At 68.0% G+C, this 23,382-nt stretch carries 19 protein-coding genes; 14 read left to right on the top strand and 5 right to left on the bottom strand.

The genetic code is table 11. From position 1 onward, the window contains the following. The first annotated feature begins 28 nt into the window (after window positions 1-28). The 5 genes from ACFULV_RS11480 to puuE are packed head-to-tail and all read left to right on the top strand — an operon-like array spanning window position 29 to window position 7,335. Entirely contained in the window at window positions 29-976 is a 948-nt protein-coding gene (locus ACFULV_RS11480; RefSeq protein WP_378655617.1) for an NADP-dependent oxidoreductase, read from the top strand. Further along, complete coding sequence (locus ACFULV_RS11475) at window positions 973-4,167, top strand: molybdopterin-dependent oxidoreductase (protein ID WP_378655614.1); 3,195 nt, start codon at window positions 973-975, stop codon at window positions 4,165-4,167. The genes ACFULV_RS11480 and ACFULV_RS11475 overlap by 4 nt, the downstream gene beginning before the upstream one ends. Continuing rightward, a complete protein-coding gene (locus tag ACFULV_RS11470; protein WP_378655612.1) occupies window positions 4,164-5,387 on the top strand; it encodes a DUF6986 family protein in 1,224 nt (407 codons plus the stop codon). Before ACFULV_RS11475 ends, ACFULV_RS11470 begins: the two co-directional genes overlap by 4 nt. Before the next feature lie 59 nt (window positions 5,388-5,446). Next, on the top strand, window positions 5,447-6,424 hold the full coding sequence (gene alc, locus ACFULV_RS11465) for an allantoicase (RefSeq protein ID WP_378655609.1): 978 nt from the start codon (window positions 5,447-5,449) through the stop codon (window positions 6,422-6,424). Next, entirely contained in the window at window positions 6,421-7,335 is a 915-nt protein-coding gene (gene puuE / locus ACFULV_RS11460) for an allantoinase PuuE (RefSeq protein WP_378655607.1), read from the top strand. The genes alc and puuE overlap by 4 nt, the downstream gene beginning before the upstream one ends. A gap of 40 nt (window positions 7,336-7,375) precedes the next feature. Here the strand turns inward: puuE and ACFULV_RS11455 are convergent, their stop codons facing one another. Both ACFULV_RS11455 and ACFULV_RS11450 read right to left on the bottom strand, forming a co-directional pair. Beyond that, a complete protein-coding gene (locus ACFULV_RS11455) occupies window positions 7,376-7,663 on the bottom strand; it encodes a hypothetical protein (RefSeq protein ID WP_378655604.1) in 288 nt (95 codons plus the stop codon). A gap of 77 nt (window positions 7,664-7,740) precedes the next feature. Next, a complete protein-coding gene (locus ACFULV_RS11450) occupies window positions 7,741-8,883 on the bottom strand; it encodes an alpha/beta hydrolase family protein (RefSeq protein WP_378655601.1) in 1,143 nt (380 codons plus the stop codon). Window positions 8,884-9,379: 496 nt separating this feature from the next. Between ACFULV_RS11450 and aceA the strand changes: the two genes are divergently transcribed. The 3 genes from aceA to metE all read left to right on the top strand — a co-directional run bounded on the left by aceA (window position 9,380) and on the right by metE (window position 14,219). Continuing rightward, entirely contained in the window at window positions 9,380-10,669 is a 1,290-nt protein-coding gene (gene aceA / locus ACFULV_RS11445; protein ID WP_067450000.1) for an isocitrate lyase, read from the top strand. Between the two features lie 162 nt (window positions 10,670-10,831). Next, window positions 10,832-11,704, top strand: a complete 873-nt coding sequence (locus ACFULV_RS11440; protein WP_266293923.1) for a 3-hydroxybutyryl-CoA dehydrogenase — start codon at window positions 10,832-10,834, stop codon at window positions 11,702-11,704. A gap of 190 nt (window positions 11,705-11,894) precedes the next feature. Then, the gene (gene metE, locus ACFULV_RS11435) at window positions 11,895-14,219 is read left to right on the top strand and encodes a 5-methyltetrahydropteroyltriglutamate--homocysteine S-methyltransferase (protein WP_378655598.1); all 2,325 of its coding nucleotides are present in this window, start codon (window positions 11,895-11,897) and stop codon (window positions 14,217-14,219) included. Between the two features lie 98 nt (window positions 14,220-14,317). Here metE and ACFULV_RS11430 read toward each other — a convergent pair whose 3' ends face one another. Further along, the gene (locus tag ACFULV_RS11430; RefSeq protein ID WP_378655595.1) at window positions 14,318-14,791 is read right to left on the bottom strand and encodes a DUF1214 domain-containing protein; all 474 of its coding nucleotides are present in this window, start codon (window positions 14,789-14,791) and stop codon (window positions 14,318-14,320) included. Between the two features lie 49 nt (window positions 14,792-14,840). Next, the gene (locus ACFULV_RS11425; protein WP_378634010.1) at window positions 14,841-15,380 is read right to left on the bottom strand and encodes a TetR/AcrR family transcriptional regulator; all 540 of its coding nucleotides are present in this window, start codon (window positions 15,378-15,380) and stop codon (window positions 14,841-14,843) included. A 96-nt stretch (window positions 15,381-15,476) separates the two neighbouring features. Between ACFULV_RS11425 and ACFULV_RS11420 the strand changes: the two genes are divergently transcribed. After that, window positions 15,477-16,760: a hypothetical protein gene (locus ACFULV_RS11420; protein WP_378655592.1), complete on the top strand. Its 1,284-nt coding sequence runs from the start codon at window positions 15,477-15,479 to the stop codon at window positions 16,758-16,760. Between the two features lie 22 nt (window positions 16,761-16,782). Here ACFULV_RS11420 and ACFULV_RS11415 read toward each other — a convergent pair whose 3' ends face one another. Next, window positions 16,783-17,853, bottom strand: a complete 1,071-nt coding sequence (locus tag ACFULV_RS11415) for a S1C family serine protease (protein ID WP_378634016.1) — start codon at window positions 17,851-17,853, stop codon at window positions 16,783-16,785. Window positions 17,854-17,971: 118 nt separating this feature from the next. On the opposite strand from ACFULV_RS11415, the gene ACFULV_RS11410 reads away from it, so the two are divergent. Genes ACFULV_RS11410 through ACFULV_RS11390 form a run of 5 tightly spaced genes read left to right on the top strand, consistent with a single transcriptional unit; the run spans window position 17,972 to window position 23,381 of the window. Next, entirely contained in the window at window positions 17,972-19,024 is a 1,053-nt protein-coding gene (locus ACFULV_RS11410) for an NAD(P)-dependent alcohol dehydrogenase (RefSeq protein WP_378634019.1), read from the top strand. Between the two features lie 51 nt (window positions 19,025-19,075). Then, window positions 19,076-20,266, top strand: coding sequence for an AI-2E family transporter (locus ACFULV_RS11405; protein WP_378634022.1), 1,191 nt, complete (start codon window positions 19,076-19,078; stop codon window positions 20,264-20,266). A 7-nt stretch (window positions 20,267-20,273) separates the two neighbouring features. Then, entirely contained in the window at window positions 20,274-21,005 is a 732-nt protein-coding gene (locus ACFULV_RS11400) for a ZIP family metal transporter (RefSeq protein WP_378655589.1), read from the top strand. A gap of 57 nt (window positions 21,006-21,062) precedes the next feature. Further along, window positions 21,063-22,520, top strand: a complete 1,458-nt coding sequence (locus ACFULV_RS11395; RefSeq protein WP_378655586.1) for an alanine/glycine:cation symporter family protein — start codon at window positions 21,063-21,065, stop codon at window positions 22,518-22,520. A 15-nt stretch (window positions 22,521-22,535) separates the two neighbouring features. Beyond that, on the top strand, window positions 22,536-23,381 hold the full coding sequence (locus tag ACFULV_RS11390) for a polyphosphate kinase 2 family protein (protein ID WP_378634032.1): 846 nt from the start codon (window positions 22,536-22,538) through the stop codon (window positions 23,379-23,381). Window position 23,382: the final 1 nt, after the last annotated feature.

Below are 23,382 nucleotides of genomic sequence, written 5' to 3'. Positions count from 1 at the left end.
TCAGTACCTACGGAAGAGAGAGATCATCATGCGCGCAGTTGTCGTCCATACCTTCGGCGGACCGGAAGCACTCGAACTCGTCGAGGTGCCGGTGCCCGCGACGGGGCCAGGTCAGGTGCGGATCCGGGTGTCGGCGGCCGCGGTGAACCCGGTCGACGCGGTGACCAGGGCGGGTGCGCTGGTCGACGCCGGTCTGATGGCGCCGCGACCGGTGACCGGGATCGGCTGGGACGTGGCGGGCGAGATCGACGAGGTCGGCGCCGGGGTGCCCGGTTTCGCGGTGGGGCAGCCCGTGATCGGCCTTCGTGATCTGCTCGACCGGTCGCTGGGCAGCTACGCGGACTACCTCGTGCTCGACGCGTCGGCGGTGGCAGCGGCTCCCGTCGGCCGCTCGGCGGCGGAGGCCGCGACGCTCCCGCTGAACGGGCTCACCGCCTTTCAGGCGCTCGATCTGCTCGATCTCGACGAAGGCGACAGTGTGCTGGTGACCGGCGCGGCAGGCGCGGTCGGCGGTTTCGCGGTCGAGATCGCCGCGCGGTGGCGTGGGCTCAGGGTGATCGCGCAGGTCGGCCCCGAGGACGCCGGCTTCGTGCGCGGGCTCGGTGCGAAGTGGGTAGTGCCGCGTGAGACGCCAGACCTGGCCGAGGCGGTCCGTGCGCTGGTGCCCGGTGGTGTGGATGCCGTCCTGGACACGGCGGGCCTGAGCGCCAGAGCTCTTGCCGCAGTGCGCAACCGGGGGTCGTTCGTCACCGTCGTCGGTGGCGCCGACCCGACTCCGTTGCGCGGCATTCGCGTCCACCACGCCTGGATCAGTGCCGACGGCGCGGCCCTCGCCACGCTCGCCGGCTACGACCTCGCCTTGCGCGTGGCCGCCACCCTGCCGCTCGAGCAAGCCGCCGATGCGCACACCCGACTGGCCCGAGGCGGCCTGCGCGGCCGCATCGTGCTGACCACGGAACACGGAGGTGGTTCATGAGGCTCGATATCGACGGCCGCGCGGTCGAAGTGACCGCGCGGCCCGGCCAGTGCCTGCGCACGCTGCTCCGCGAACACGGCGAGCTCGCGGTCAAGAAGGGCTGTGATTCCGGCGACTGCGGCGCCTGCTCGGTGCTGCTCGACGGCGAGCCCGTCCACTCCTGCCTGACCCCGGCACACCGCGCCGCCGACCGCGCGGTGACGACCGCCGCCGGACTCGGCGACGCGGACGGACCGAACCCGGTGCAGCGCAGCTTCGTCGAGCACGCCGGGTTCCAATGTGGTTTCTGCACCGCCGGAATGGTGGTCACGGCATCGGGTCTGGCCGCCGCTCGTCCCGGCACAGCTGTGGACAACTCGGCTGTGCAGGCAACCACCGACGCGGAACACGCCGAACTGCTGAAGGGAAACCTATGCCGCTGCACGGGTTACCGAGCCATCGCCGATGCGCTGGCCACACCCTGTGCATCACTGTGCACAACTTCCGAGGCGCCCCGCGCGGGGCAGTCGCGTGGCGATGCGGATTACGACGTGATCGACGCAGACGCGGCAAGCGGTGGCAGGCTGATTATCGACGACCTCTCGACAACAACCACCACGGGCGCTGACACGGACCCGAATGTGGATGAATCGGCCGATGGGGAGTCGGTGACCGAGGGCCCGGCCGAACGCGCGAAGCAGCGACCGTTCGATGACACGGCGAGGGCGGCCAGATCAGGTGGCGCGCGCCCCGGTGACGACCTGACGGGGTCGGTCGTCGCGGAGGGACCCGGTGTCGAGTCCTACGTGACAGGCGGCCGGTCGGCCGACGAGGTCACCACGGTATCGGCGGCGCAGGGGCCGGACGTCGGGGCCTCTGCCGTGTCGGTCGTGGCGGCGCGGGTCGGTGGGGTGATGCGGCGAAAGTATCGGCCGGGGCAGATCGGGGACGGGGTGGGGGCGCCGGCGGGAGCGCGGATCGTCCAGGGTGGGGAGGCGTTCACGATGGACGTGGTGCCGGGGGCCGGGGAGCAGATGCCGCCGGTGGCTCCGTGGCATCTGGCTGTGCTGGCCAGTCCGCACGCGCATGCGCGGATCGTCTCCATCGACGTGGCCGCGGCGCGGGCGGTGCCGGGTGTGCACACGGTGTTGACACATGTGGATGGACCGCGGACCGCGTTCTCCACGGCTCGTCACGAGCTGCGCGAGGACGATCCGGACGACACCTTCGTGCTCGACAGCACGGTCCGGTTCGCGGGGCAGCGGGTAGCCGCGGTGGTGGGGGAGACCCTGGACGCCGCACGTGCGGGGGTGCGAGCGCTGCACGTGGAATACGAGGTACTGCCCGCGGTATTCGAGCCCGAGGCAGCGATGGCCGATGGTGCGCCGCTACTGCATGCCGACAAGCCGGACTCGGCACGGATCGCCGATGCGCGACGCAATCTGATCGCCGAGATCCACGGTGGTGTCGGCGATGTCGAGGCCGGTATCGCACAGGCCGCGAAAGTGGTCAGCGGCGTGTGGAATTCGCCGCGCGTGCAGCACGTGCACCTGGAGACCCATGGTGGGATCGGCTGGCTCGACGACGCGGGCAGGCTCGTCGTTCGCTCGAGCACCCAGGTGCCGTTCCTGGTACGCGACGAACTGTGCCACCTGTTCGGGCTGGATCGAGACCGCGTGCGGGTGTTCGCGACTCGCGTCGGCGGCGGCTTCGGGGCGAAGCAGGAAATGCTGGCCGAGGACCTGATCGCCTTGGCCGTGCTCCGCACCGGGCATCCCGTGCAGTACGAGTTCACCCGCACCGACGAGTTCACCTCGGCCACGTGCCGTCATCCGATGCGGGTCGCGGTCACCGCGGCCGCCGACGCGGCGGGCATCCTGACCGCGCTCTCGGTGGACGTCCTCGCCGACGCGGGCGCCTACGGCAACCACAGCGCGGGCGTGATGTTCCATTCCGTCGGCGAATCGGTAGCCGTCTACCGCTGCCCGAACAAGCGGGTCGACGCACAAGCGGTGTACACCAACAACGTTCCCTCCGGCGCGTTCCGAGGCTACGGACTCGGCCAGGTGATCTTCGGCGTCGAATCGGCGATCGACGAACTGGCCCGCGCACTCGGCGTCGACCCCTTCGAATTCCGCTGCCGCAATGTGGTGATCCCGGGCGACCGGTTCACCGCCGCCGAAGTCGACGAGTCCGACCTGACTTTCGGCAGTTACGGCCTCGACCAGTGCCTCGACACCGCCCAGCGGGCGCTCCTTCGCGGCAACGGTGTCGCCGCGCCCGGACCGGATTGGCAGGTGGGGGAGGGCATGGCGGTGGCGATGATCGCGACCGTGCCCCCGCGCGGACATCATGCCGATGCCACGGCGACCCTGCTGCCCGACGGCCGCTACGAAATCGGTGTCGGCACCGCGGAATTCGGCAACGGCACCACAACCGTTCATGCCCAGCTCGCGGCGACGGCACTGGCCAGCACCGCCGAGCGAATCGTGATCCGCCAGTCCGACACCGACGTGGTCGGCCACGACACCGGCGCGTTCGGCTCCACCGGCACCATGGTCGCGGGCAAAGCCTCCTACGCGGCGGCGCTCGAACTGCACGCGATGCTGCTGGCCAGGGCGGCGAAGGTGAGCGGTCACCCCGAACGCGACTGTCTGCTCGAAGCGGGCGGCGTGCGCTGCGGCGACGAACTGATCACCGCGGCGCGACTGCTCGCCGACGGCGAGCTCGTCGCCCACGGCACCCACGCGGGCACCCCGCGCTCGGTGAGCTTCAATGTCCACGCGTTCCGGGTGGCGGTCCGGCCCTCGACCGGTGCGGTACGGATATTGCAGTCGGTCCAGGTCGCCGACGCGGGCACGGTGGTGAACCCGGTGCAGCTGCGTGGGCAGGTGGAAGGCGGCGTCGCCCAGGCGATCGGGACCGCGCTCTACGAGGACATGCGATCCGAGGCCGGCGTGGTGACCACCCGGACGCTGCGCCACTATCACATTCCGCAGTTCGCCGATCTGCCCCGCACCGAGGTGTATTTCGCCGAAACCAGTGACGAACTGGGCCCGCTGGGTGCCAAATCGATGAGTGAGTCCCCCTACAACCCGGTGGCACCCGCCCTGGCGAACGCGATCCGCGACGCCGTCGGTGTCCGCCCTTACCGACTACCGATGACCGCCGATCGTGTGTGGCGGGCCGTCAAGGAAGGAACCGCCGGGTGAATACTCGCCTGCCCGAACATATTCGAGCCCGCATCGACTCGGTGCTCGACTCCGTCGACGCCGAACTGCGCGTGCGCTACCCAGGAGCCGGTGACCGGGTCCAGCCCGTGCACACCGCCTACGTGCCGGCCGACCGCGCCACCGCGCAGACGCCGACCGAGTGGGGCGCCACCGCCTTGGAGCTGCTGCATCGCCACGCCGACTTCCTCGTCGGTCTCGATGTCACCGGTTCGCTCCCGGCCGTGCGCCGTCAACTCACGGACCGGCCGGTGCAGGACATGCGCATCGACTTCGAAGACGGTTACGGATTCCGGGCCGATGACGAAGAGGACGCGGCGGCGAAGGCGGCGGGCGAGGCGCTGGCGGCGTGGGCCGACAAGCCCGGCGCGCCGGTCTCGTTCGGTGTTCGGACGAAAGGTCTGGCGTCGAACGAACGCCGGCGCGCATTGCGCACTCTCGAACTCGTCCTCGACGGGGCGGGTGGCGCACTGCCCGGATTCGTGTTCACGGTGCCCAAGATCCGCGCCGCGGAACAGGTGTCGGCGATCGTCGACCTGTGCACCGGACTCGAGCGCGGCCACGGCCTGCCCGAACGGTCGCTGCGTTTCGAGCTCCAGATCGAGAGCCCGCAGGCGATCATCGCCCCCGATGGCACCGCGCCCATCGTCAAGATGATCCACCTGGCCGACGGACGCTGTAGCGCACTGCATTTCGGTACCTACGACTACACCGCCGCCTGCGGCATCGCGGCCACCGATCAGGCCCTCGACCATCCCGCCGCCGACTACGCCAAGTCGGTGATGCAGGTCGCCGCCGCGCAGACGGGGGTGTGGATCTGCGACGGCTCCACCCAGATCGTCCCCGACGCCGATCCCGAAGCCGCCTTGGCCAACCACCACCGCCTGGTCGATCGGGCCCTGCGCCGCGGCTACTATCAGGGCTGGGACATGCACCCCGGTCACCTGGTCACCCGTTGGCTCGCCACCTACGACTTCTTCCGCGCCGCGTGCGAGGTGGCGGTGCCGCGCCTGATCGCCTACCTGGACCGGCGTGGCGGGGGTGTCATGGACGAGCCCGCGACCGCCGAAGCCCTGGCGAGCACGGTGCTGCGCGGCCTGCGTGCCGGTGCGTTCACCGAGGCCGAACTGCTCGCCGACGCGCCGGGCCTGACCGGCGAGGTTCTGCTCGATCTCGTCGCTCGACGGGTGCGCGCGACGTGACGAAACCGCTACAAATAGCGGTATACCAGTAATATGGCACCCGACCCCAGGAGGCACCCGTGAGCCGATTCACCGGCAGCGACGATTTCACCCTGCTCCCTGATCTGGCCGTCCGCACCCTGGGCGGTTCCGTGATCTGGGCGAACGACGAATTCTTCGCGGAGAAGGAGAACCTGGTCAGCCCGGGTCCGTCGGAGTACCAGCCGGCGACATTCGGCCACAAGGGCCAGGTCTATGACGGCTGGGAGACCCGCAGGCACCGCGGCAAGCCCGGTGACGATTCGGCCGTCGTTCGCCTCGGCGTGCCCGGTGTGATCCGTGGCGTCGTGGTCGACACGGCCTGGTTCAAGGGCAACTTCCCGCCCGAGGTATCGCTGTCGGCGCTGGCGATCGAGGGCTACCCGCCTGCCGAGGAAATCGCCGCCCGCACCGACTGGGTGACCCTGCTCGACCGCGTGAAGGTCGGTGGTGACAGCCGCAATCCGTTCGCCATCGACGACGAGAACCGCTGGACCCATGTGAAACTCACCATGCATCCGGACGGCGGCGTCGCCCGCCTGCGCGTGCACGGCGAAGGCCGCCCCGATCCCGCGCTGCTCGGCCTCGGCCCACTCGATCTCGCCGCGCTGGAGAACGGCGCCCTCGTGCTCGACTGCTCCAACCGGTTCTACAGCTCGCCCAACCAGCTGCTCTACCCCGGCCTGGCCAGGGAAATGGGCGACGGTTGGGAGACGGCGCGCCGCCGCGACGACGGAAACGACTGGGTACGAATCCAACTCGCCGGACCAGGGGCGATCCGGCTGGCCGAGATCGACACCTCCTGCTTCCTCGGCAACAGCCCCGGCGCGGCATCGCTCACCGGATTCACCAGTGACGGAACCGAAGTCGAGCTCTTGCCGCGCACCGACCTGCTGCCCGATACCCGCCACCGGTTCGTGCTACGGCCCGCGGCCGCCTCCGTCGTGGAGGTGCGCCTCGACATCTATCCCGACGGCGGGCTCGCGCGGCTGCGCCTCTACGGGGAGCTCTCCGCATGAGTCGTGATTTCGTCGGGTACGGGCCGAATCCGCCCGACCCGCAATGGCCCGACGACGCGCAGATCGCCGTGCAGTTCGTGCTGAATTATGAAGAGGGCGGCGAGAACAACGTCCTCGACGGTTCGCCGCATTCGGAGACCTTCCTGTCCGAGATGACGCCCGCCGATGCCTTCCCGAACCGGCACATGAGCATGGAATCGCTCTACGAATACGGTTCGCGCGCCGGGTTGTGGCGGGTGCTGCGCGCCTTCGAGCGGCGTGACCTGCCGCTCACCGTCTTCGCGGTGGCGCGCGCCATGCAGCGCAATCCCGAAGCGGTGGCGGCCTTTTCCGAACTGGGCCACGAAATCGCCTGCCACGGCTTGCAATGGAAGTCCTACCAGCTGATCGATCGCGATATCGAACGTGCCGATATGGCCGAGGCGATCCGCATCCTCACCGAGCTCACCGGCTCCGCTCCACTCGGCTGGTACACCGGCCGTGACTCCCCGAACACCCGCGAATTGGTCGTCGAACACGGCGGTTTCGTCTACGACTCCGACTCCTACGCCGACGATCTGCCCTACTGGACCGAGGTGCGCGGCCAGAACCACCTGGTGGTTCCCTACACCCTCGACACCAACGACATGCGCTTCGCCTCCGCGGCGGGCTTCGCCAACGGCGAGGAGTTCTACGCCCACCTGCGCGACGCCTTCGACGTCCTCTACCGCGAAGGGGCCGAGGACACCCCGAAAATGCTTTCCGTGGGCCTGCACTGCCGGATCGCGGGCCGTCCCGCCCGCACCGCGGCACTGGAACGGTTCCTCGACCACGTCCAATCCCACGATCGGGTGTGGATAACCCGCCGCATCGACATCGCCGAACACTGGCGCAAAGTGCATCCGGCGGCCGTCCGACTCCTGGGCAACTGACGCGAAACGTCGACCCCCGCACGGGGGTCGACGTCGGCGCCTAGGCCAAACCGCAGCGTTCGATATTGCTCAGCGTGATCTGGCGATCGGATTCCTTGGCCTGCGGAACGCGGTTGTAGGCGCCCATGGAGTCCATGTAGCTGACGAACGCGTCCGCGATCTCCTCCGGCGTCGCATCCGGTTTCGCGGCGCGGACATTGTCGACCAGGGCGCGCGTGGTCTCGCACTGCTCTTCGGGGGTGAAGATCGGCGGCGGGTCGGCGTGCGCGAAAGCCGGTGCGAGCAGCAGCACGAAAGCGGCCAGGGCGGCGGATCGAATAATTCTCACTCCGGCGACTCTACGTATCGAAACCGCAACGGCCCCAAGCTACTCGGCGTAGCGCGGGGCCGTTGTCGTGCTCGTGGTCAGGCGAACAACGCGCTGACGAAGGGGAGGGAATCGACCAGGGAGGCGTTGACGGTGCCGTCGTGGTCGGTGGGATAGGTGTGGAAGGTGACGGGCTGGCCGTTGGCCTGGAGGACCGCGGCGTAGCGGAGGGTTTCGGGGGTGACCACGTCGGTGTCCCGCAGGCCCTGGCCCAGGAAGAGCGGGCGGTCGAAGCCGGATTCGGGCAGGCCCATGTAGCGCGTGAGCAGGCCGTGGACGTCGGGGATCGACGACAGTGGGCGGGCGAACATGCTGCCGACCGAGGGCTTCGCGGCGGCCAGCTCGTCGCCCAGTGGGCCGATGCAGCCGGTTTGGGCGCGGGCGAGCCAGGAACGGCCGGTCTCGGTGAGCAGGCCGTCGATGTTCAGGTCGGGGTAGGTGGTGCGCAGGCCGCTGAGGATGTACAGGACGTACGCGGTGAGGTGCGAGCTCAGGGCGATCGGGGGCACGCCGGGGCCGATGAGCCCGATGACGTCCTCGATGTAAGCGGGCACGCCGGTGCCGACCGCGCCGCGGTAGTCCAGGTCGGGGCCGCCGAATTCGGTGGCGTAGCGAGCGGTGAACACCGCGGCGCCGCCGCCCTGGGACTGGCCGACCACGGCCCACTTGTTCGACAGCGACGCGTACTGCTCGGTCGCGGCCTTGACCCCGTCGACCACGTTGTGCGCTTCGGCGATGCCGTTCAGGTAGGGATGTTCGCCGGGTCCGCCGAGGCCCGCGTAGTCGGCGGCCACGATCGCGTAGCCCTGCTGCAACCAGGTACCGAGGTAGGCCCAGTCCCGCTCGACCGCGGCGGGCCCGGCCACGCTGTAGGCGCAGTCGTCGCCGAGTCCGACGGTGCCGTGCGCCCACGCGATCACCGGCCAGCCGCCCTGCGGCGCTTCGCCCGCGGGGACGTACACGGCCGCGCTGGTGGTGGTCGGCTGGTCGCCCGCGGTGGTCGAGCGGTAGAGCAGGCGTTCGGCGCGGGCCGATCCGGGCAGGGTGGCCGCGGGGGACAGTGACTCGACGCCGACGACGGTGCCTGCCGCCTCGGTCGGTTGCGCGCTCGCCACCGGCGCCAGGCTCAGCGCCGCCGCCAACACGGTCAGCGTTGCCGCCGTGATCCTCGGAATCCTCATGGGCCCACTCTTTCGCCTCGGTGGATGAGTGTCCACTTCCGGGGCGATGCGGATCGATACCCGCGGCGTGACCGAATCGAGTGACGACACGCACATCATTCGTGTCCGGCGTGGTGTGTGAAACGACTCACAGACTGCCAGGCTCGGGAGTGTCGGCGTGCGCCCACCTGATGATCGCTAACAGTACAAGCGTTATGCTAAAACTCCAGGTCAGCGCTACTCGCTGGTAGGCGGAGTCCTTGCAATCAGCCCGCTAATTTCGCAAAGTTAGCAAACGCGTCGGCAAAACTAGCTGAGATTCACACAACCAACAGGTAGACGGCCATTTCTGGGTGTGCCATTGTTTGGAAGTACACCCCTTGGGCCCTAGTAAGTCCTAGCAAGCCTGCAAATTGCTCCAGCAGTACGAGATGTGCAACCGAAAGCGTTCAGCCACCGGTTGATTCGCACGCCGACTGCGTGGAGCACCGACCACACGAGGAAGTGGAGTCAAGAGATGTCTCTCCCCGGCACCCCGAAGACCGCAGCGGAAATCCAGCAGGATTGGGACACCAACCCGCGTTGGAAGGGCCTGACCCGCACCTACTCCGCCGAGCAGGTTTCCAAGCTGCAGGGCAACGTCGTCGAGGAGCACACCCTCGCCCGTCGCGGTTCGGAGATCCTGTGGGACCTCGTGAACAACGAGGACTACATCAACTCGCTGGGCGCCCTCACCGGCAACCAGGCCGTGCAGCAGGTTCGCGCCGGCCTGAAGGCCATCTACCTGTCCGGCTGGCAGGTCGCCGGTGACGCCAACCTGTCCGGCCACACCTACCCGGACCAGTCGCTGTACCCGGCGAACTCGGTTCCCGCGGTCGTGCGTCGCATCAACAACGCCCTGTCGCGTGCCGACGAGATCTCCAAGGTCGAGGGTGACGAGTCGGTCAAGAACTGGCTGGCCCCGATCGTGGCCGACGCCGAGGCCGGCTTCGGTGGCGCCCTGAACGCCTACGAGCTGCAGAAGGCCATGATCGTGGCCGGCGCCGCCGGTGTGCACTGGGAAGACCAGCTGGCTTCGGAGAAGAAGTGCGGCCACCTCGGTGGCAAGGTGCTGATCCCCACCCAGCAGCACATCCGCACCCTGACCTCCGCGCGTCTGGCCGCCGACGTCGCCGACGTGCCTTCGGTGATCATCGCCCGCACCGACGCCGAGGCCGCCACCCTCATCACCTCCGATGTGGACGAGCGCGACCGTGAGTTCCTGGACGGCACCCGTACCGCCGAGGGCTTCTTCGGTGTGAAGAACGGCATCGAGCCCTGCATCGCGCGTGCCAAGGCCTACGCCCCCTTCGCCGACCTCATCTGGATGGAGACCGGTATCCCGGACCTCGAGGTCGCGCGCAAGTTCGCCGAGTCGGTTCGCAGCGAGTTCCCGGACCAGCTGCTGGCCTACAACTGCTCGCCTTCGTTCAACTGGAAGGCGCACCTGGACGACGCGACCATCGCGAAGTTCCAGCGTGAGCTCGGCGCGATGGGCTTCAAGTTCCAGTTCATCACCCTGGCGGGCTTCCACTCGCTCAACTACGGCATGTTCGACCTGGCGCACGGCTACGCTCGCGAGGGCATGACCGCGTTCGTCGACCTGCAGGAGCGCGAGTTCAAGGCCGCTGCCGAGCGTGGCTTCACCGCCATCAAGCACCAGCGTGAGGTCGGTGCCGGCTACTTCGACACCATCGCCACCACCGTCGACCCCAACACGTCGACCGCCGCCCTGAAGGGCTCCACCGAAGAGGGTCAGTTCCACTGATCCCCCTCGGGGTTGCTTTGACCGGCAACACCTTTCCTCTACTCCGGTAGGGGTGTACGCCCTCCCACGCCATACAGCCCTGGCGTGGGAGGGCATCCCTATACTTTGGTCGCTATGACCTCCCCAGCCACCCCACAGCCAGACACACAGCAGGAGCGGGACGTGAGCAGCAGCGAGAAGATTCAGCGCGTTGGCATCATCGGCGCCGGACAGATGGGCGCCGGCATCGCGGAGGTGTGCGCACGCGCGCACGTCGACGTCCTCGTCTACGAGACGACCCGTGAACTCGCCGCCGCGGGCCGCGCCCGGATCCTGCGTTCGCTGGACCGTGGCGTGAGCAGCGGCAAGATCACCGAGCGGGAGCGGGAGCAGGCGGCCTGGCGGCTGCGCTTCACCTCCGATCTCAGCGACTTCGCCGACCGACAGCTGGTGGTCGAGGCCGTTGTCGAGAACGAAGAGGTCAAGACGGCCATCTTCAGCGAGCTGGACAAGGTCGTCACCGACCCCAACGCCGTGCTCGCCTCCAACACCTCCTCGATCCCGATCATGAAGATCGCCGTCGCCACCGCGAACCCCGAGCGCGTGGTCGGTCTGCACTTCTTCAACCCGGTGCCGGTGCTGCCGCTGGTCGAGCTGGTCACCACGCTCAAGACCAGCGAGCCGGTCGCCAAGCGCGCCGAGCAGTTCGCCGCCGAGATCCTGGGCAAGCAGATCGTGCGCTCGGCGGACCGCTCCGGTTTCGTCGTCAACGCGCTGCTGGTGCCGTACCTGCTCTCGGCCATCCGGATGGTCGAGTCGGGCTTCGCCACCAAGGACGACGTCGACAAGGCGATGGTGCTCGGCTGTGCCCACCCGATGGGCCCGCTGGCGCTGACCGACCTCGTCGGCCTCGACACCGTGAAGTCCATCGCGGACTCGATGTACTCGGAATTCAAGGAGCCGCTGTACTCCGCCCCGCCGCTGCTGATGCGCATGGTCGAAGCAGGGCTGCTCGGTAAGAAGACCGGAGCCGGGTTCTACCAGTACGGCAAGTAGAAGTTTGCTCGCCGGAGGCCACCGACATCAGCTGAGACGCGATGCCGGTGGCCTTCGGCCTTTTCCGGGGTGTTTGCAGGGGAAACGGCGAAGGGTCGCTCTCGCGGCCTAAGCTGCTGTTGCCGGACGCGCTCGCGCATCCGGAGCTATGTCGAGCGCAGCGTGTGATCGAAAGGGAGTATCGGCGGTCATGGTCAACGTCACCGATGGATTCGGGTCGAGCGTTCTCGGATACCCGAGGATCGGTCCGCACCGAGAGCTCAAGCGTGCGCTCGAGTCGTACTGGCGCGGATCGATGGAGCGCGAGGAACTGCGCCAGGTAGGTCGCGATATCCAGGAGCGTCAGTTCAACGAACTGGCCGCGACCGGACTCACGCAGGTGCCGGGCAACACCTTCTCCTTCTACGATCACATCCTCGACAACGCGCTGTTGTTCGGTGCGGTGCCCTCGCGATTCAAGGAGTTCGCCGACGGGCTCGACCCGCTCGACTTCTACTTCCTGATGGCGCGCGGCAACCCGGACACCCCGCCGCTCGAGCTGGTGCGTTTCTTCGGCACCAACTACCACTACCGTCAGCCCGAACTCGACGCCGACACCACGTTCTCGCTGCATCCCGAGGCTCTGCTCGACGAGTGGGACCGGGCGGCCGAACGCGGGATCGAGCTGCGCCCGGTGGTCCTCGGACCGGTGTCCTTGCTGCTGCTGTCGAAGGCCGGGCATGTGCCGGGCGAGGCCGAGTTCGACACGTTGAGCCTGCTCGATCAGCTGCTGCCGTTCTACGAAGAGCTGTTCGAGATCCTCGCCAAGCGCGGGTCGACCTGCGTGCAGCTCGACGAGCCCTGCTTCACCGGCGAGCGCACTCCCGCCGAGCTCGCCGCGTTCGAAAAGGCCTACAACCAGCTGGCGAAGGCGCCGCTGCGTCCGCGCATCCTGGTCACCGGGCAGTACGGCGACTTCGGTGAGGCGCTGCGGATTCTGGCCGCGAGCAATGTCGAGGCCATCGGACTGGACCTGGCCTCCTACCGGATGCAGCCGGAGGAACTGGCGGCGATCCCGGGGATCAGGCGCAAGCGGATCTACGCGGGTGTCATCAGTGGCCAGAACGTGTGGCGGGCCGACCGTTTCGTCACGCTGAGCTACCTCAACGCGATCGCCGAGGTGTGCCCGGATCTGGTGGTGTCGACCGGCACCACGCTGCTGCACGTGCCCTACGACGTGCTCGCCGAGTACGACATCGAAGGCAACGTCGCCGACCGGCTCGCCTTCGCGAAACAGAAGGTGGGCGAGGTCGTCTCACTCGCCAAGGCGCTCACCGAGGGCCCGTCGGAGAACTGGCGCAAGCGGCCCACCGAGGTGCACTTCAAGCAGAAGCACGCGGTGCGCCAGCGGGTGTACGCGGTGACGCCCGAGATGCGCGAACGCGCGCCCTACGACGTGCGCGCGGCCGCGCAGCAGGAGCGGCTGAACCTGCCGCTGGTGCCCGCCACCACGCTCGGTTCGTTCCCGCAGAGCGGCAAGCTGCGCCAGGCCCGCCACGAGGTGGCCTCGGGCCGGCTGTCCGAGGACGACTACCGCAAGCAGGTCGAGGCCGAGATCGAGGCCACGATCCGGCTCCAGGAAGACATCGGCCTCGACGTGTTCGTGCATGGTGAGCACGAACGCAACGACATGATCCAGTTCTTCGCCGAGCAGCTCGACGGTTTCGCCACCACCCGCTTCGGCTGGGTGCAGGTGTACGGCTCGCGCTGTGTGCGACCGCCGATCGTCTACGGCGATGTGGCACGGCCCGCACCGATGTCGGTGGAGTGGACCACCTACGCGCAGTCGCTGACCGACAAGCCGGTGAAGGGCATGGTGACCGGGCCGGTCACGATGCTGGCACGTTCGTTCGTCCGCCAGGATCAGCCGCTCTACGAGACGGCCGACCAGGTGGCGCTCGCCATCCGCGACGAAGTGGTCGACCTGGAGAAGGCCGGGATCGCGATCATCCAGGTCGACGAACCCGCCATCCGTGAGCTGCTCCCCGCCCGCCCGCACGGCCGTGAGGAGTACCTGCGCTGGGCGGTCGGCGCGTTCAAGCTGGCCACCTCCGGCGTGCGCCCCGACACCCAGATCCACACGCACATCGGCTATTCCGGCCGCACCGAGGTGGTCGACGCGATCGACCAGCTCGACGCCGACGTCACCGCGATCGTGGCGACCCGCTCGATCGAATGGGTCATCGAGGCGCTCACCGAGGACCTGTCCTCCGGCCACGGCCTCACCCACGGTGTCGGCCCCGGCGTGTACGAGAGCCGCTCGGCCCGCATCCCCGATATCGACGAGTTCGACGAACTGCTCACCCAGGCCGCGAATGCCGTGACCCCGCAACGGTTGTGGGCCAACCCCGACGGCGGCCTCAAGACCCGCCACTACTGGCAGCTGGAGCCGTCGTTGCGCAACATGGTGGCCGCGGCGCGCCGGGTCCGCCGCCGCGCATTGGCCGCGCAGGCGGCCGCCGCGACCGAGGAGTAAGCGAACAAACAAAAGGGCGCACCGGATTCCGGTGCGCCTTTTTTGTCTGGGCGCGGTACTCGAACGGGCGCGGCGTGATCGGAATTCGTGTGCCGGGCTCAGGTTCTGGTGATCGGGGGGAGGAGGTAGGTCTGGTCAAGGACTGGTGGCTGGGGCTCGTACATGCGCATGCAGGGGCGGAAGTCGCCTTCGGGGGCGGGGAGCCAGTTGGCGCGGGCCTTGGGGTCGGTGGGTTCGGCGTGGCTGATGGTGATGGTGAGGGGTCGATCAGGGCGATCGAGTACACCGTGTCGTTGTTGACCGAGACGAAGGTCGCCGTGGCGCCGGCGAGGGTGCGGGCATGGGAGAAGTCGTTGAACGGTGTCGCGGGAATATCGCCGATGCCCTCGCGGAGCATTCGCTCGATCGAATCGAGGTTGAAGACCAGGGGGAATCCGTACAGATAGGCCTGTGCGGTCCAGTCGGGGACGTTCTGATCCGGCATGTGCGCTCCTCGTCCTGGCGTCCACGTCGCGCGACCGTCGTCGGACTGCGCGACACCAGCATCCGCCCGATGCGCGATCGGCGCACATCGCCCGGACCGGGTGAGATCGCCGCGTGCCGGTTCGGTGGTGGAGCGCGTCAGGCGCGGATCATGGCCCGGGCGCCCGCGGTGAGCTCGGCCGCGGAGGGGGCGTTGTCCGGGTCGATCAGCCATTGCAAGAGCAGGCCGCCGATCATCGTCTGCAGGATCGCGCCGACATTGCTGTCGCCGTCGCCGAAGGCCTCGGTCAGGCCGCGGCGGGCACGTCCCTGCGCGTCGGCGAGTTCGGCGCGCAGCTCGGGCGAGTGCAGTGCCTGGTTCAGGCATTCGGCGTTGGCGTGCCACAGCGGCGCGTTCTCGACGAACGAGGTGATCAGGCTGTGCCAGAACGCTTCGAGGCGGGCGGTGGGATCGGTCGGGTCGTCGGCGGGCAGCGCGTCGAGGATCTGCGTCACCGCGCTCGCGCTGGATTCCAGCATCGCCTGTTGGAGCAGCTTGTCGCGGGTGCCGAAGTGGTAGTTGATGGCCGCGAGGTTCGTGCCGGAGGCGGCGACGATGTCGCGCACGGTGGTGCGGGCGTAGCCGCGTTCGGCCAGGCATTGCTTGGCGGCTTCCAGGAGATCTTCTCGCGTTCCCACTCGCGCACGATAGCAAGTCGCGCATACATCTGTTTGTGACATCGGTTTCAAACAAGCGTCAGTGACAAGTGTATGAAACAGATGTATGTTTCGACCATGACCTCTCGGCGACGTATCTCCCCGTTCGAATCCAGCTACTTCGGCATCGGCACGACCATCGGCAGCGTCCCCACCGGCGGGATGCCGCTGTTCCTCGGCACCACCGTGCACGGCGAGCTCGACCCCGCGATCCTGCGGACGGTGCTCGACGAGCTCGCCGCGGCGCATCCGCTGCTGCGCAGCCGGGTGGTGACCGAGGACGGTGCGGGCTATTTCGTCCGCGACGACGCGTTCCGGCCTCGGCTGGACCTCGTCGAAGGTGGGGAGGCCGAATATCTGGCGCTGGTCAACGGGCCGCGGGACTGGAGCGACGGACTGTTTCGCGCGTACCTGCTGCGGGCGGGCCTGCGTCAGCAGATCGTGTTGGCCATCCATCACGGAATCTCCGATGGCAGATCAGGATTCGCGTTGCTCGGCCAGCTGTGGCGGCACTACACGGCGCACGTGACGGATAAGGCTGTGCCGGAAGCGGAATCGGATCAGTCGATGCCCGAGGCCATGGATACCCGGTTGGCCGAGGTGGTTTCGGTCGAGGCGGCGCAGGCGTGGCTGGCCGAGGTCAGGGCGGGCGCGGCGATGATGAGCCCCGAGGACGCGCCTCGAACACTGCCCCGTGACGGTACCGACACCGATCGGCTCGGCCGATTCGCGATGCAGCGCATCGAACTGACCGCCGAGGAGACCGCCGAACTGGTGGCGGCGGCGCGCTCCCACGGTCTCTCGGTGAACAGCGTGCTCACCGGTACGGTGCTGGCGGCCGTCCGAACCCGGTTCCCCGAATCGGGCAGCGTGCCGCTGTTCTGCGGCTACGCGGCCGACGTCCGCGCGGAATTCGACCCGCCGGTGCCCGTCGACACGATCGTCAACTACGCCTCGGGCGGGGGCACGCTGGTCCTGGCGACCGGCGAGACCACTCAGCTCGAACTCGCTCGTTCGGTCGACACCGGCCTGCGCGCCGGCCTGGACCGTCGCGAACCCGCGCTCTTCCCCCTCGCCACCCAGCTCGTGAACGACGACGTCACCGCCGCCCTCCTCACCGCGCCGCCGACCTTCGCGCTCTCCAACATCGGCCGCGTCCGACCCCATTCGATCCCCGACCACATCGCGTTCGTCCGCGACGACATCTACGCCATGGGCCCCGCCATGCCCCCGAAACTCACCGCCTTCACCATCGCGGGCCGCCTCACCCTCCAGCTCGAATACGACACCACCCTCTACAGCCGCCCCCAGATGGAAAAGCTCCGCCTCACCCTCATCGAACTTCTGCACACTCTCGAGTGACGTCGTTCTCAGCGGCCACGGGTCAGTTGGGTGTTCCGTACGCCAGTACTACGTCGACGATTCGGGTGGTGCCGTTGGGGGAGGTCACCTCGAGCCGGATGGGGTCAGCGGGTTTGCGGGTGTTGATGGCCGCGCTCAGCGCCTTGGCGGTGGTGATCGAGGTGCCGTCGACCGCGGTGATCACGTCGCCGATGTTGATCCCGGCTTCGCGAGCGGGCTGGCCGTAGAAGGCCCAGCTCACCTGGGCACCTGCCGGTCTGGCATCGATCACCTGCACGCCGAGGGTGGCGGTCGGGCCGATGTGGACGGTGTCGGTGGGCGTCCCCGAGCGGATCTGCGCCACGATCCGCATGGCGGTGTCGATGGGGACCGCGTAGCCGTTGGGCGGTTTTCCCTGGGCTCGGGAATCCTCGCCCGACGCCGCCGTGATCACCCCGACCACCGCACCGGACGCGTCGGCCAGCGCGCCGCCGGACTGCCCGCCCATCACCGGTGCGGCGATCTCCACCATCCCGTTCAACGCCTTGCGGGTGAGGTCGGCGGAGTTCATGGCGACGATCGTGGCGTCCAGATCGGTGATCGGACCGGCGACCGAGGTCGGCTCGCCGCCGTCGCCACCCGCGTCACCGATCGCGAGCACGTCCTGGCTGATCCGCAGATCAGCCGAGGTGCCCAGGCGCGCGGTCGGCAGGTCCGTGGCCCCGCCCAGCGACAGCAGCGCGATATCGGCGCCGGAGTCGTAGCCCAGGACGGTGGCCTCGTAGACGAGACCGTTGGCGATATCGGTGACAGTCAGCGCCTCGGCGCCCTTGATCACGTGATGGCTGGTGAGGATCTGCCCGTCGGGGGTGAGCACGATCCCCGACCCGGCCGCGCCGATCCCGAAACCGGCCGCGTCGACATCGATATTGACCAGCGCCGCTCCCACCTGCCCGGCGACCAGCGCGGGATCGAGCGGCACCAGCACGGGCGCCTGTGCCTGCGCCACGAACTCCGGCTCGACCACGGCGATCTCCCCGCGATACCCGAGGAACGCGCACACCCCGAGCAGCGCCGCCATCATCGTCACCAGCACTCGTCCGACACGCTTCACAGCACATGTCCTCTCTCGCGAGCCGACCAATCCATTGTGACCCGTTTTCGGCGTCCGCCGGTCTCGATACGGACGCGGTGGTTGGCAAAGACACGCATGCGGCTGTAGGCATGTAGCCATGAGCACCGCTGCCGCCTACGCCAAGCCCTCTCCCGACGGGGCCTTCGAGAAGGTCACGATCGAACGCCGCGAAGTCGGTCCCGACGATGTGCTGATCGATATCAAATACGCCGGTATCTGCCATTCCGATATCCACACCGCGCGTGACGAGTGGGGTGGCGCGCAGTATCCGTGCGTGCCCGGTCACGAGATCGCGGGCATCGTCGCCGCCGTCGGCTCGTCGGTGCACAAGTACCAGGTGGGTGACCGGGTCGGCGTCGGCTGCCTGGTGAACTCGTGTGGCAAGTGCGTGCCGTGTCTGGCGGGTGAGGAGCAGTACTGCACCAACGGCCCCACCTGGACCTACAACTCGAGGGTGCCCGAGTCCGCGCAGCCCGGCGGCTACACGATGGGCGGCTACTCCACGCAGATCGTGGTCGACGAGAGCTTCGTCGTCTCGATTCCCGAGGGCATCGGACTCGATGTCGCCGCGCCGCTGCTGTGCGCGGGCATCACGCTGTTCTCACCGCTGAAGCACTGGAACGCGGGACCGGGTAAGAAGGTCGCGATCATCGGGATGGGCGGGCTCGGGCACGTCGGCGTGAAGATCGCCGCGGCGCTGGGCGCGGAGGTGACGGTGCTCAGCCAGTCGCTGCGCAAGCGTGACGACGGCCTGCGCATGGGCGCGCACCACTACTACGCCACCAGCGACAAGGAAACCTTCCGTCAGCTGCGCGGCCAGTTCGACCTGATCATCAACACGGTGTCGGCCGACCTGCCCATCGACAGCTACCTGCGCCTGCTCGCCCTCGACGGCACGCTCGTGATCCTCGGCCTGCCGGAGCACCCGATGAGTGTCACCGGGCGCAACCTCGCCGGTTTCCGCCGGTCGCTGGCCGGTTCGATGATCGGTGGCGTCGCGCAGACCCAGGAGATGCTGAACTTCTGTGCCTCGCACGGCATCGGCGCGGAGATCGAACTGATCTCCGCCGACGAGATCGACTCCGCGTACGACCGCGTGGTCGCCAGCGATGTGCAATACCGGTTCGTGATCGACACGGCCACCGTGTAAGGCGCGCGCGCCGACAGGCTGTCGGCGCACGTCCTGGGTAGCGTGACATCCGTGGTTGCCCAGGACGAATCCGCTGAACCCGCCGCACAGTCCGTCGACATGAGCGCCCTGCCCGCCTTCTGGTCGGTGCGTACACCGCCGCGCTGGCTGCCGCGGGCACTGCTGTACGCGGTGCTCGCGGTTGCCGCGTTGATCGCGGCGTTCTGGGTGCTCGGCAAGATGCAGGGTTTGCTGACGGTGCTGCTGGTGTCGATCTTCCTGGCGTTCGCGATCGAACCCGCGGTGAATTGGCTTGCCGCGCGCGGTGTTCGGCGCGGCGCGGGCACCGGCGCGGTGTTCCTGGTGGTGCTGGTGGTGATCGTCGCGTTCGTGTGGACGCTGGGCGCGCTGCTGGTGAACCAGGTGACCATGCTGGTGACGAACGCCCCGGACTACGTCCAGGATCTGGTCGACTGGGTCAATTCGACCTTCCATCAGGATATTTCGGGCGACGACCTGACCAAGTACGCCTCGGAGTGGAGTTCCACGATCGAGAAGTATCTGGTCGGTCTGGCCGGAAACGTCTGGGGCATCGGCACTGTCGCGATCGGCGCGCTGTTCCAGCTGCTCGGGGTGCTGCTGTTCACGTTCTACTTCGCGGCCGACGGACCGCGTTTCCGCACCTGGGTGTGTTCGCTGCTGCCGCCGAAACAGCAGAAGCATGTGTTGCGGGCCTGGGACATCGCGGTCGAGAAGACCGGCGGCTACATCTATTCGCGCGCACTGCTGGCCCTGTGCTCGGCGATCGCGCACTACGTCGCGTTGCGGGTGCTCGATGTGCCGTCGGCGTTCGCCCTGGCGTTGTGGGTCGGCGTTGTCTCCCAGTTCATTCCGACTGTCGGCACCTATATGGCCGGCGCGCTTCCGGTACTCGTGGCGCTGGTGCACGACCCGATCTCGGCGCTGTGGATCCTGTTGTTCATCATCGCCTATCAGCAGTTCGAGAACTATGTTCTGCAGCCGCGCATCACCGCGACCACCCTGGACATGCATCCGGCGGTGGCCTTCGGGGCGGTGATCGCGGGCGCCGCGCTACTCGGTCCGACCGGCGCCCTGCTCGCCATCCCCGTCACCGCCACGCTGCAAGGATTCGCGGGTGCCTACGTGCGGCGCTACGAAGTCACCGAGGAGGCCGAGGCGCCACCGGCCAAAAAGAAGAAGCGCAAGAAGACCGAGCCCGAAGCCGCATCCACCGACGAATAGGCAGCGCATGGCGATCCTGTTGTCCCTGGTGTCGATGTTGTCGACGCTGTTCGGCGGTTTCGTCGCCATGCGGATCGGCGACCGCAAGCACCTGGTTCTCGGGCTGGCCGCCGGGGTGATGTTCGGTGTGGTCGCGTTCGACCTGATCCCCGAGGCGCTGGAACAGTCCGACGGCATGTTCCGGGGCATCCCGTACGTGTTGATCGCCGCGGTGCTCGGCTTCCTCAGCCTGCACGTGATCGAGCGCGCGGTCGCCGTCCACCGCGGCCACGAGCAGGAATTCGGTACGCACAAGCACGGTCTCGAGTCGGTCGGCCTGCTCGCGGCGGGCGGCCTGATCTTCCACAGCACCCTGGACGGTTTCGGCATCGGCCTCGGCTACCAGGCGGGCGCGGCGGTCGGCCTGTCCGTGGCGATCGCTGTCATCTGCCACGACTTCGCCGACGGTTTCAACACTTTCACCATCCCCACCGTCTACGGCAACGCCCGCAAACGCGCCCTCACCCTGCTGGCCCTCGACGCCATCGCGCCCGTGATAGGCGCCATCCTGGGCACCCTGATCCACGTCCCCGAAAACTGGATCGGCCTCTACATGGGCTACTTCGCCGGCTTCCTGCTCTACCTCGCCACCGCCGACATCCTCCCCGAGGCCCACGCGGGCCACCCCTCCCGCCTGACCCTCCTGTGCACCCTGTTCGGCGTAGCCGCCATGTTCGCCGTCGCCGCCGTCAGCCATTGAGCAACATCAGACACAGCCTGACCGGTCGTGCGGTGTGGCGGCGGTAGCGTTCGGCGGATGGACACACTGAACTCGGTGATCGTCGATGTCAATGATGTGTTCTGGAACTGGCTGCTGATTCCGCTGGTCGTGGTGGCGGGGGTGTACTTCACCGTGCGCAGCGGGGTGGTGCAGGTGCGGATGTTGCCGGAGATGTTCCGGGTGGTGGCCGAGAAGGGGCCGACAGCGGCGGATGGGAAGAAGGCGGTGTCGGCCTTCGGGGCGTTCAGTATCTCGGCGGCGGCTCGGGTGGGCACGGGCAATATCGCGGGGGTCGCGACCGCGATCAGTGTCGGTGGGCCGGGGGCGGTGTTCTGGATGTGGGCGATGGCTACGGTCGGGGCCGCGTCGGCGTTCGTGGAATCGACGCTCGCCCAGCTCTACAAGCGGCGCGAGAGCGAGCCGGGCACCTTCCGCGGCGGTCCGGCGTACTACATGGAGTACGGGCTGCGCCGTCGGTGGCAGGGACTGGCCTTCGCGGTGATCATCACCGTGACGTTCGGATTCGTGTTCAACGCGGTGCAGTCCAACACCATCGTGGCCACCGGGCGGGCGTCGCTGTCGGCGCTGGACGGTGACTGGTTCGCGCCGCTGGTCGGGCTCTGCCTGATCACGTTGCTCGGGGTGGTGATCTTCGGCGGGGTGCGCCGGATCAGCCACATCACCGAGGTGCTGGTTCCGGTGATGGCGGTGGTGTACCTGCTGCTCGGCATCGCGGTGGTGGCGCTGAACATCACCGACCTGCCGCGGGTACTCGCCGATATCGTCGGCGGGGCGTTCGGGCTGCGCGAGGTGGTCGGCGGCGGAATCGGGACCGCGCTCGCGCAGGGCATCCGGCGCGGCATGTTCTCCAATGAGGCCGGACTCGGGTCCTCGCCCAATGCCGCTGCGGCGGCCGATGTCTCGCATCCGGTGAAGCAGGGTCTGGTCCAGTCGCTCGGTGTCTACTTCGACACCCTGCTGATCTGCTCGATCACCGCGTTCATCATCCTGACCACCGACCCCGATCTGTCCGAGCGGCGCAGCGCCGACCTGACCCAGAGCGCACTCCAGGCGTCGCTGGGCAGCTGGGCGGGCCACGTGCTCACCGCGGTGGTGTTCCTGCTCGCGTTCAGCTCGATGATCGGCAACTTCTACTACGGTCGCGCCAATATCGAATTCATCACCACCCGTCCCCAGGTGCTCACCGCGTTCCGAATCCTGGTGCTGGTGGCCGTCTTCGGCGGCGCGCTCGGCTCGGTGAGCCTGATCTGGAACCTGGCCGATGTGTTCATGGGCGTGATGGCGCTGGTCAACCTGGCCGCGATCCTCCCGCTCGGCGTCATCGCGTTCCGCCTGCTCGCCGACTACCGCGCGCAGCGCAGTGCGGGTGCGGACCCCGTGTATGTGCACAGTGCCGACATCGCCGACCCGGCGGGCGTGCAGTGCTGGCAGGCAACGATTGCGTCGAGCTTGCCCGGTAAACCCGCCCAGTAGTGGTAGGCATGGGAAATGGCGAAACAGTGGACCGAAACGGCCGATATCGCGCTGCGCGCCGACGGTCAGCGCGTCGCTGATCTGGACACCTCGAGCACGCCGGGCTTCAGCGGCGGCAAGCGCCTGGGCAAGGAACTACTCGCCGAACGGGCGACGGTGCTCTCGGTCTTGCAGGAGAAGCTGTTCGCGCACGGCCGCACCGGTGGACAGCGCAGCGTGCTGCTGATCTTGCAGGGCATGGACACCGCGGGCAAGGGCGGCATCGTGCGCCACGTCATCGGGTCGGTAGACCCGCAGGGCGTCGACCACGCGTCGTTCGGCGTGCCCACCGAGCTGGAGAAGCAGCACGATTTCCTGTGGCGCATCCGCAACAAGCTGCCCGCCCACGGTCAGATCGGCGTCTTCGACCGCTCCCAGTACGAGGACGTGCTGGTGGTGCGGGTGCACGACCTCGTGCCGCAGGCGGAGTGGGAGCAGCGCTACGACCAGATCAACGCGTTCGAGAAGGAGATCGCCGACGCGGGCACCACCATCGTGAAGGTCGCCATGTTCGTCTCCCTCGACGAGCAGAAGAGCCGGCTGCGCGAACGGCTGGAACGCCCGGACAAATACTGGAAGTTCAACCCCTCCGATATCACCGAACGCGCCTACTGGCCCGAATATCAGAAGGCGTACCAGGCCGTTCTCGACCGCACCAACACCGATTACGCGCCCTGGTACGTGCTGCCGTCGGACCACAAGTGGTACGCGCGCCTCGCGGTCACCGAATTGCTGATCGCCGCGCTGGCGCAGATGGAACTCGACTGGCCGCCCGCCGACTTCGATATCGCCGAGCAGTTGCGTCGACTCGACGAGTCCTGAA

This window comes from Nocardia sp. NPDC057272, assembly GCF_042668615.1.
GTDB lineage: Bacteria > Actinomycetota > Actinomycetes > Mycobacteriales > Mycobacteriaceae > Nocardia.
This window is presented reverse-complemented; position numbering and strand designations above follow the sequence as displayed.

Excerpts from the sequence above, each read along its gene's own strand:
- ACFULV_RS11480 (WP_378655617.1), top strand. The coding sequence starts at position 29 with ATGCGCGCAGTTGTCGTCCATACCTTCGGCGGACCGGAAGCACTCGAA.
- ACFULV_RS11475 (WP_378655614.1), top strand. The coding sequence starts at position 973 with ATGAGGCTCGATATCGACGGCCGCGCGGTCGAAGTGACCGCGCGGCCC.
- puuE (WP_378655607.1), top strand. The coding sequence starts at position 6,421 with ATGAGTCGTGATTTCGTCGGGTACGGGCCGAATCCGCCCGACCCGCAA.
- ACFULV_RS11450 (WP_378655601.1), bottom strand. The coding sequence starts at position 8,883 with ATGAGGATTCCGAGGATCACGGCGGCAACGCTGACCGTGTTGGCGGCG.
- aceA (WP_067450000.1), top strand. The coding sequence starts at position 9,380 with ATGTCTCTCCCCGGCACCCCGAAGACCGCAGCGGAAATCCAGCAGGAT.
- metE (WP_378655598.1), top strand. The coding sequence starts at position 11,895 with ATGGTCAACGTCACCGATGGATTCGGGTCGAGCGTTCTCGGATACCCG.
- ACFULV_RS11430 (WP_378655595.1), bottom strand. The coding sequence starts at position 14,791 with ATGTGCGCCGATCGCGCATCGGGCGGATGCTGGTGTCGCGCAGTCCGA.
- ACFULV_RS11420 (WP_378655592.1), top strand. The coding sequence starts at position 15,477 with ATGACCTCTCGGCGACGTATCTCCCCGTTCGAATCCAGCTACTTCGGC.
- ACFULV_RS11410 (WP_378634019.1), top strand. The coding sequence starts at position 17,972 with ATGAGCACCGCTGCCGCCTACGCCAAGCCCTCTCCCGACGGGGCCTTC.
- ACFULV_RS11400 (WP_378655589.1), top strand. The coding sequence starts at position 20,274 with ATGGCGATCCTGTTGTCCCTGGTGTCGATGTTGTCGACGCTGTTCGGC.
- ACFULV_RS11395 (WP_378655586.1), top strand. The coding sequence starts at position 21,063 with ATGGACACACTGAACTCGGTGATCGTCGATGTCAATGATGTGTTCTGG.
- ACFULV_RS11390 (WP_378634032.1), top strand. The coding sequence starts at position 22,536 with ATGGCGAAACAGTGGACCGAAACGGCCGATATCGCGCTGCGCGCCGAC.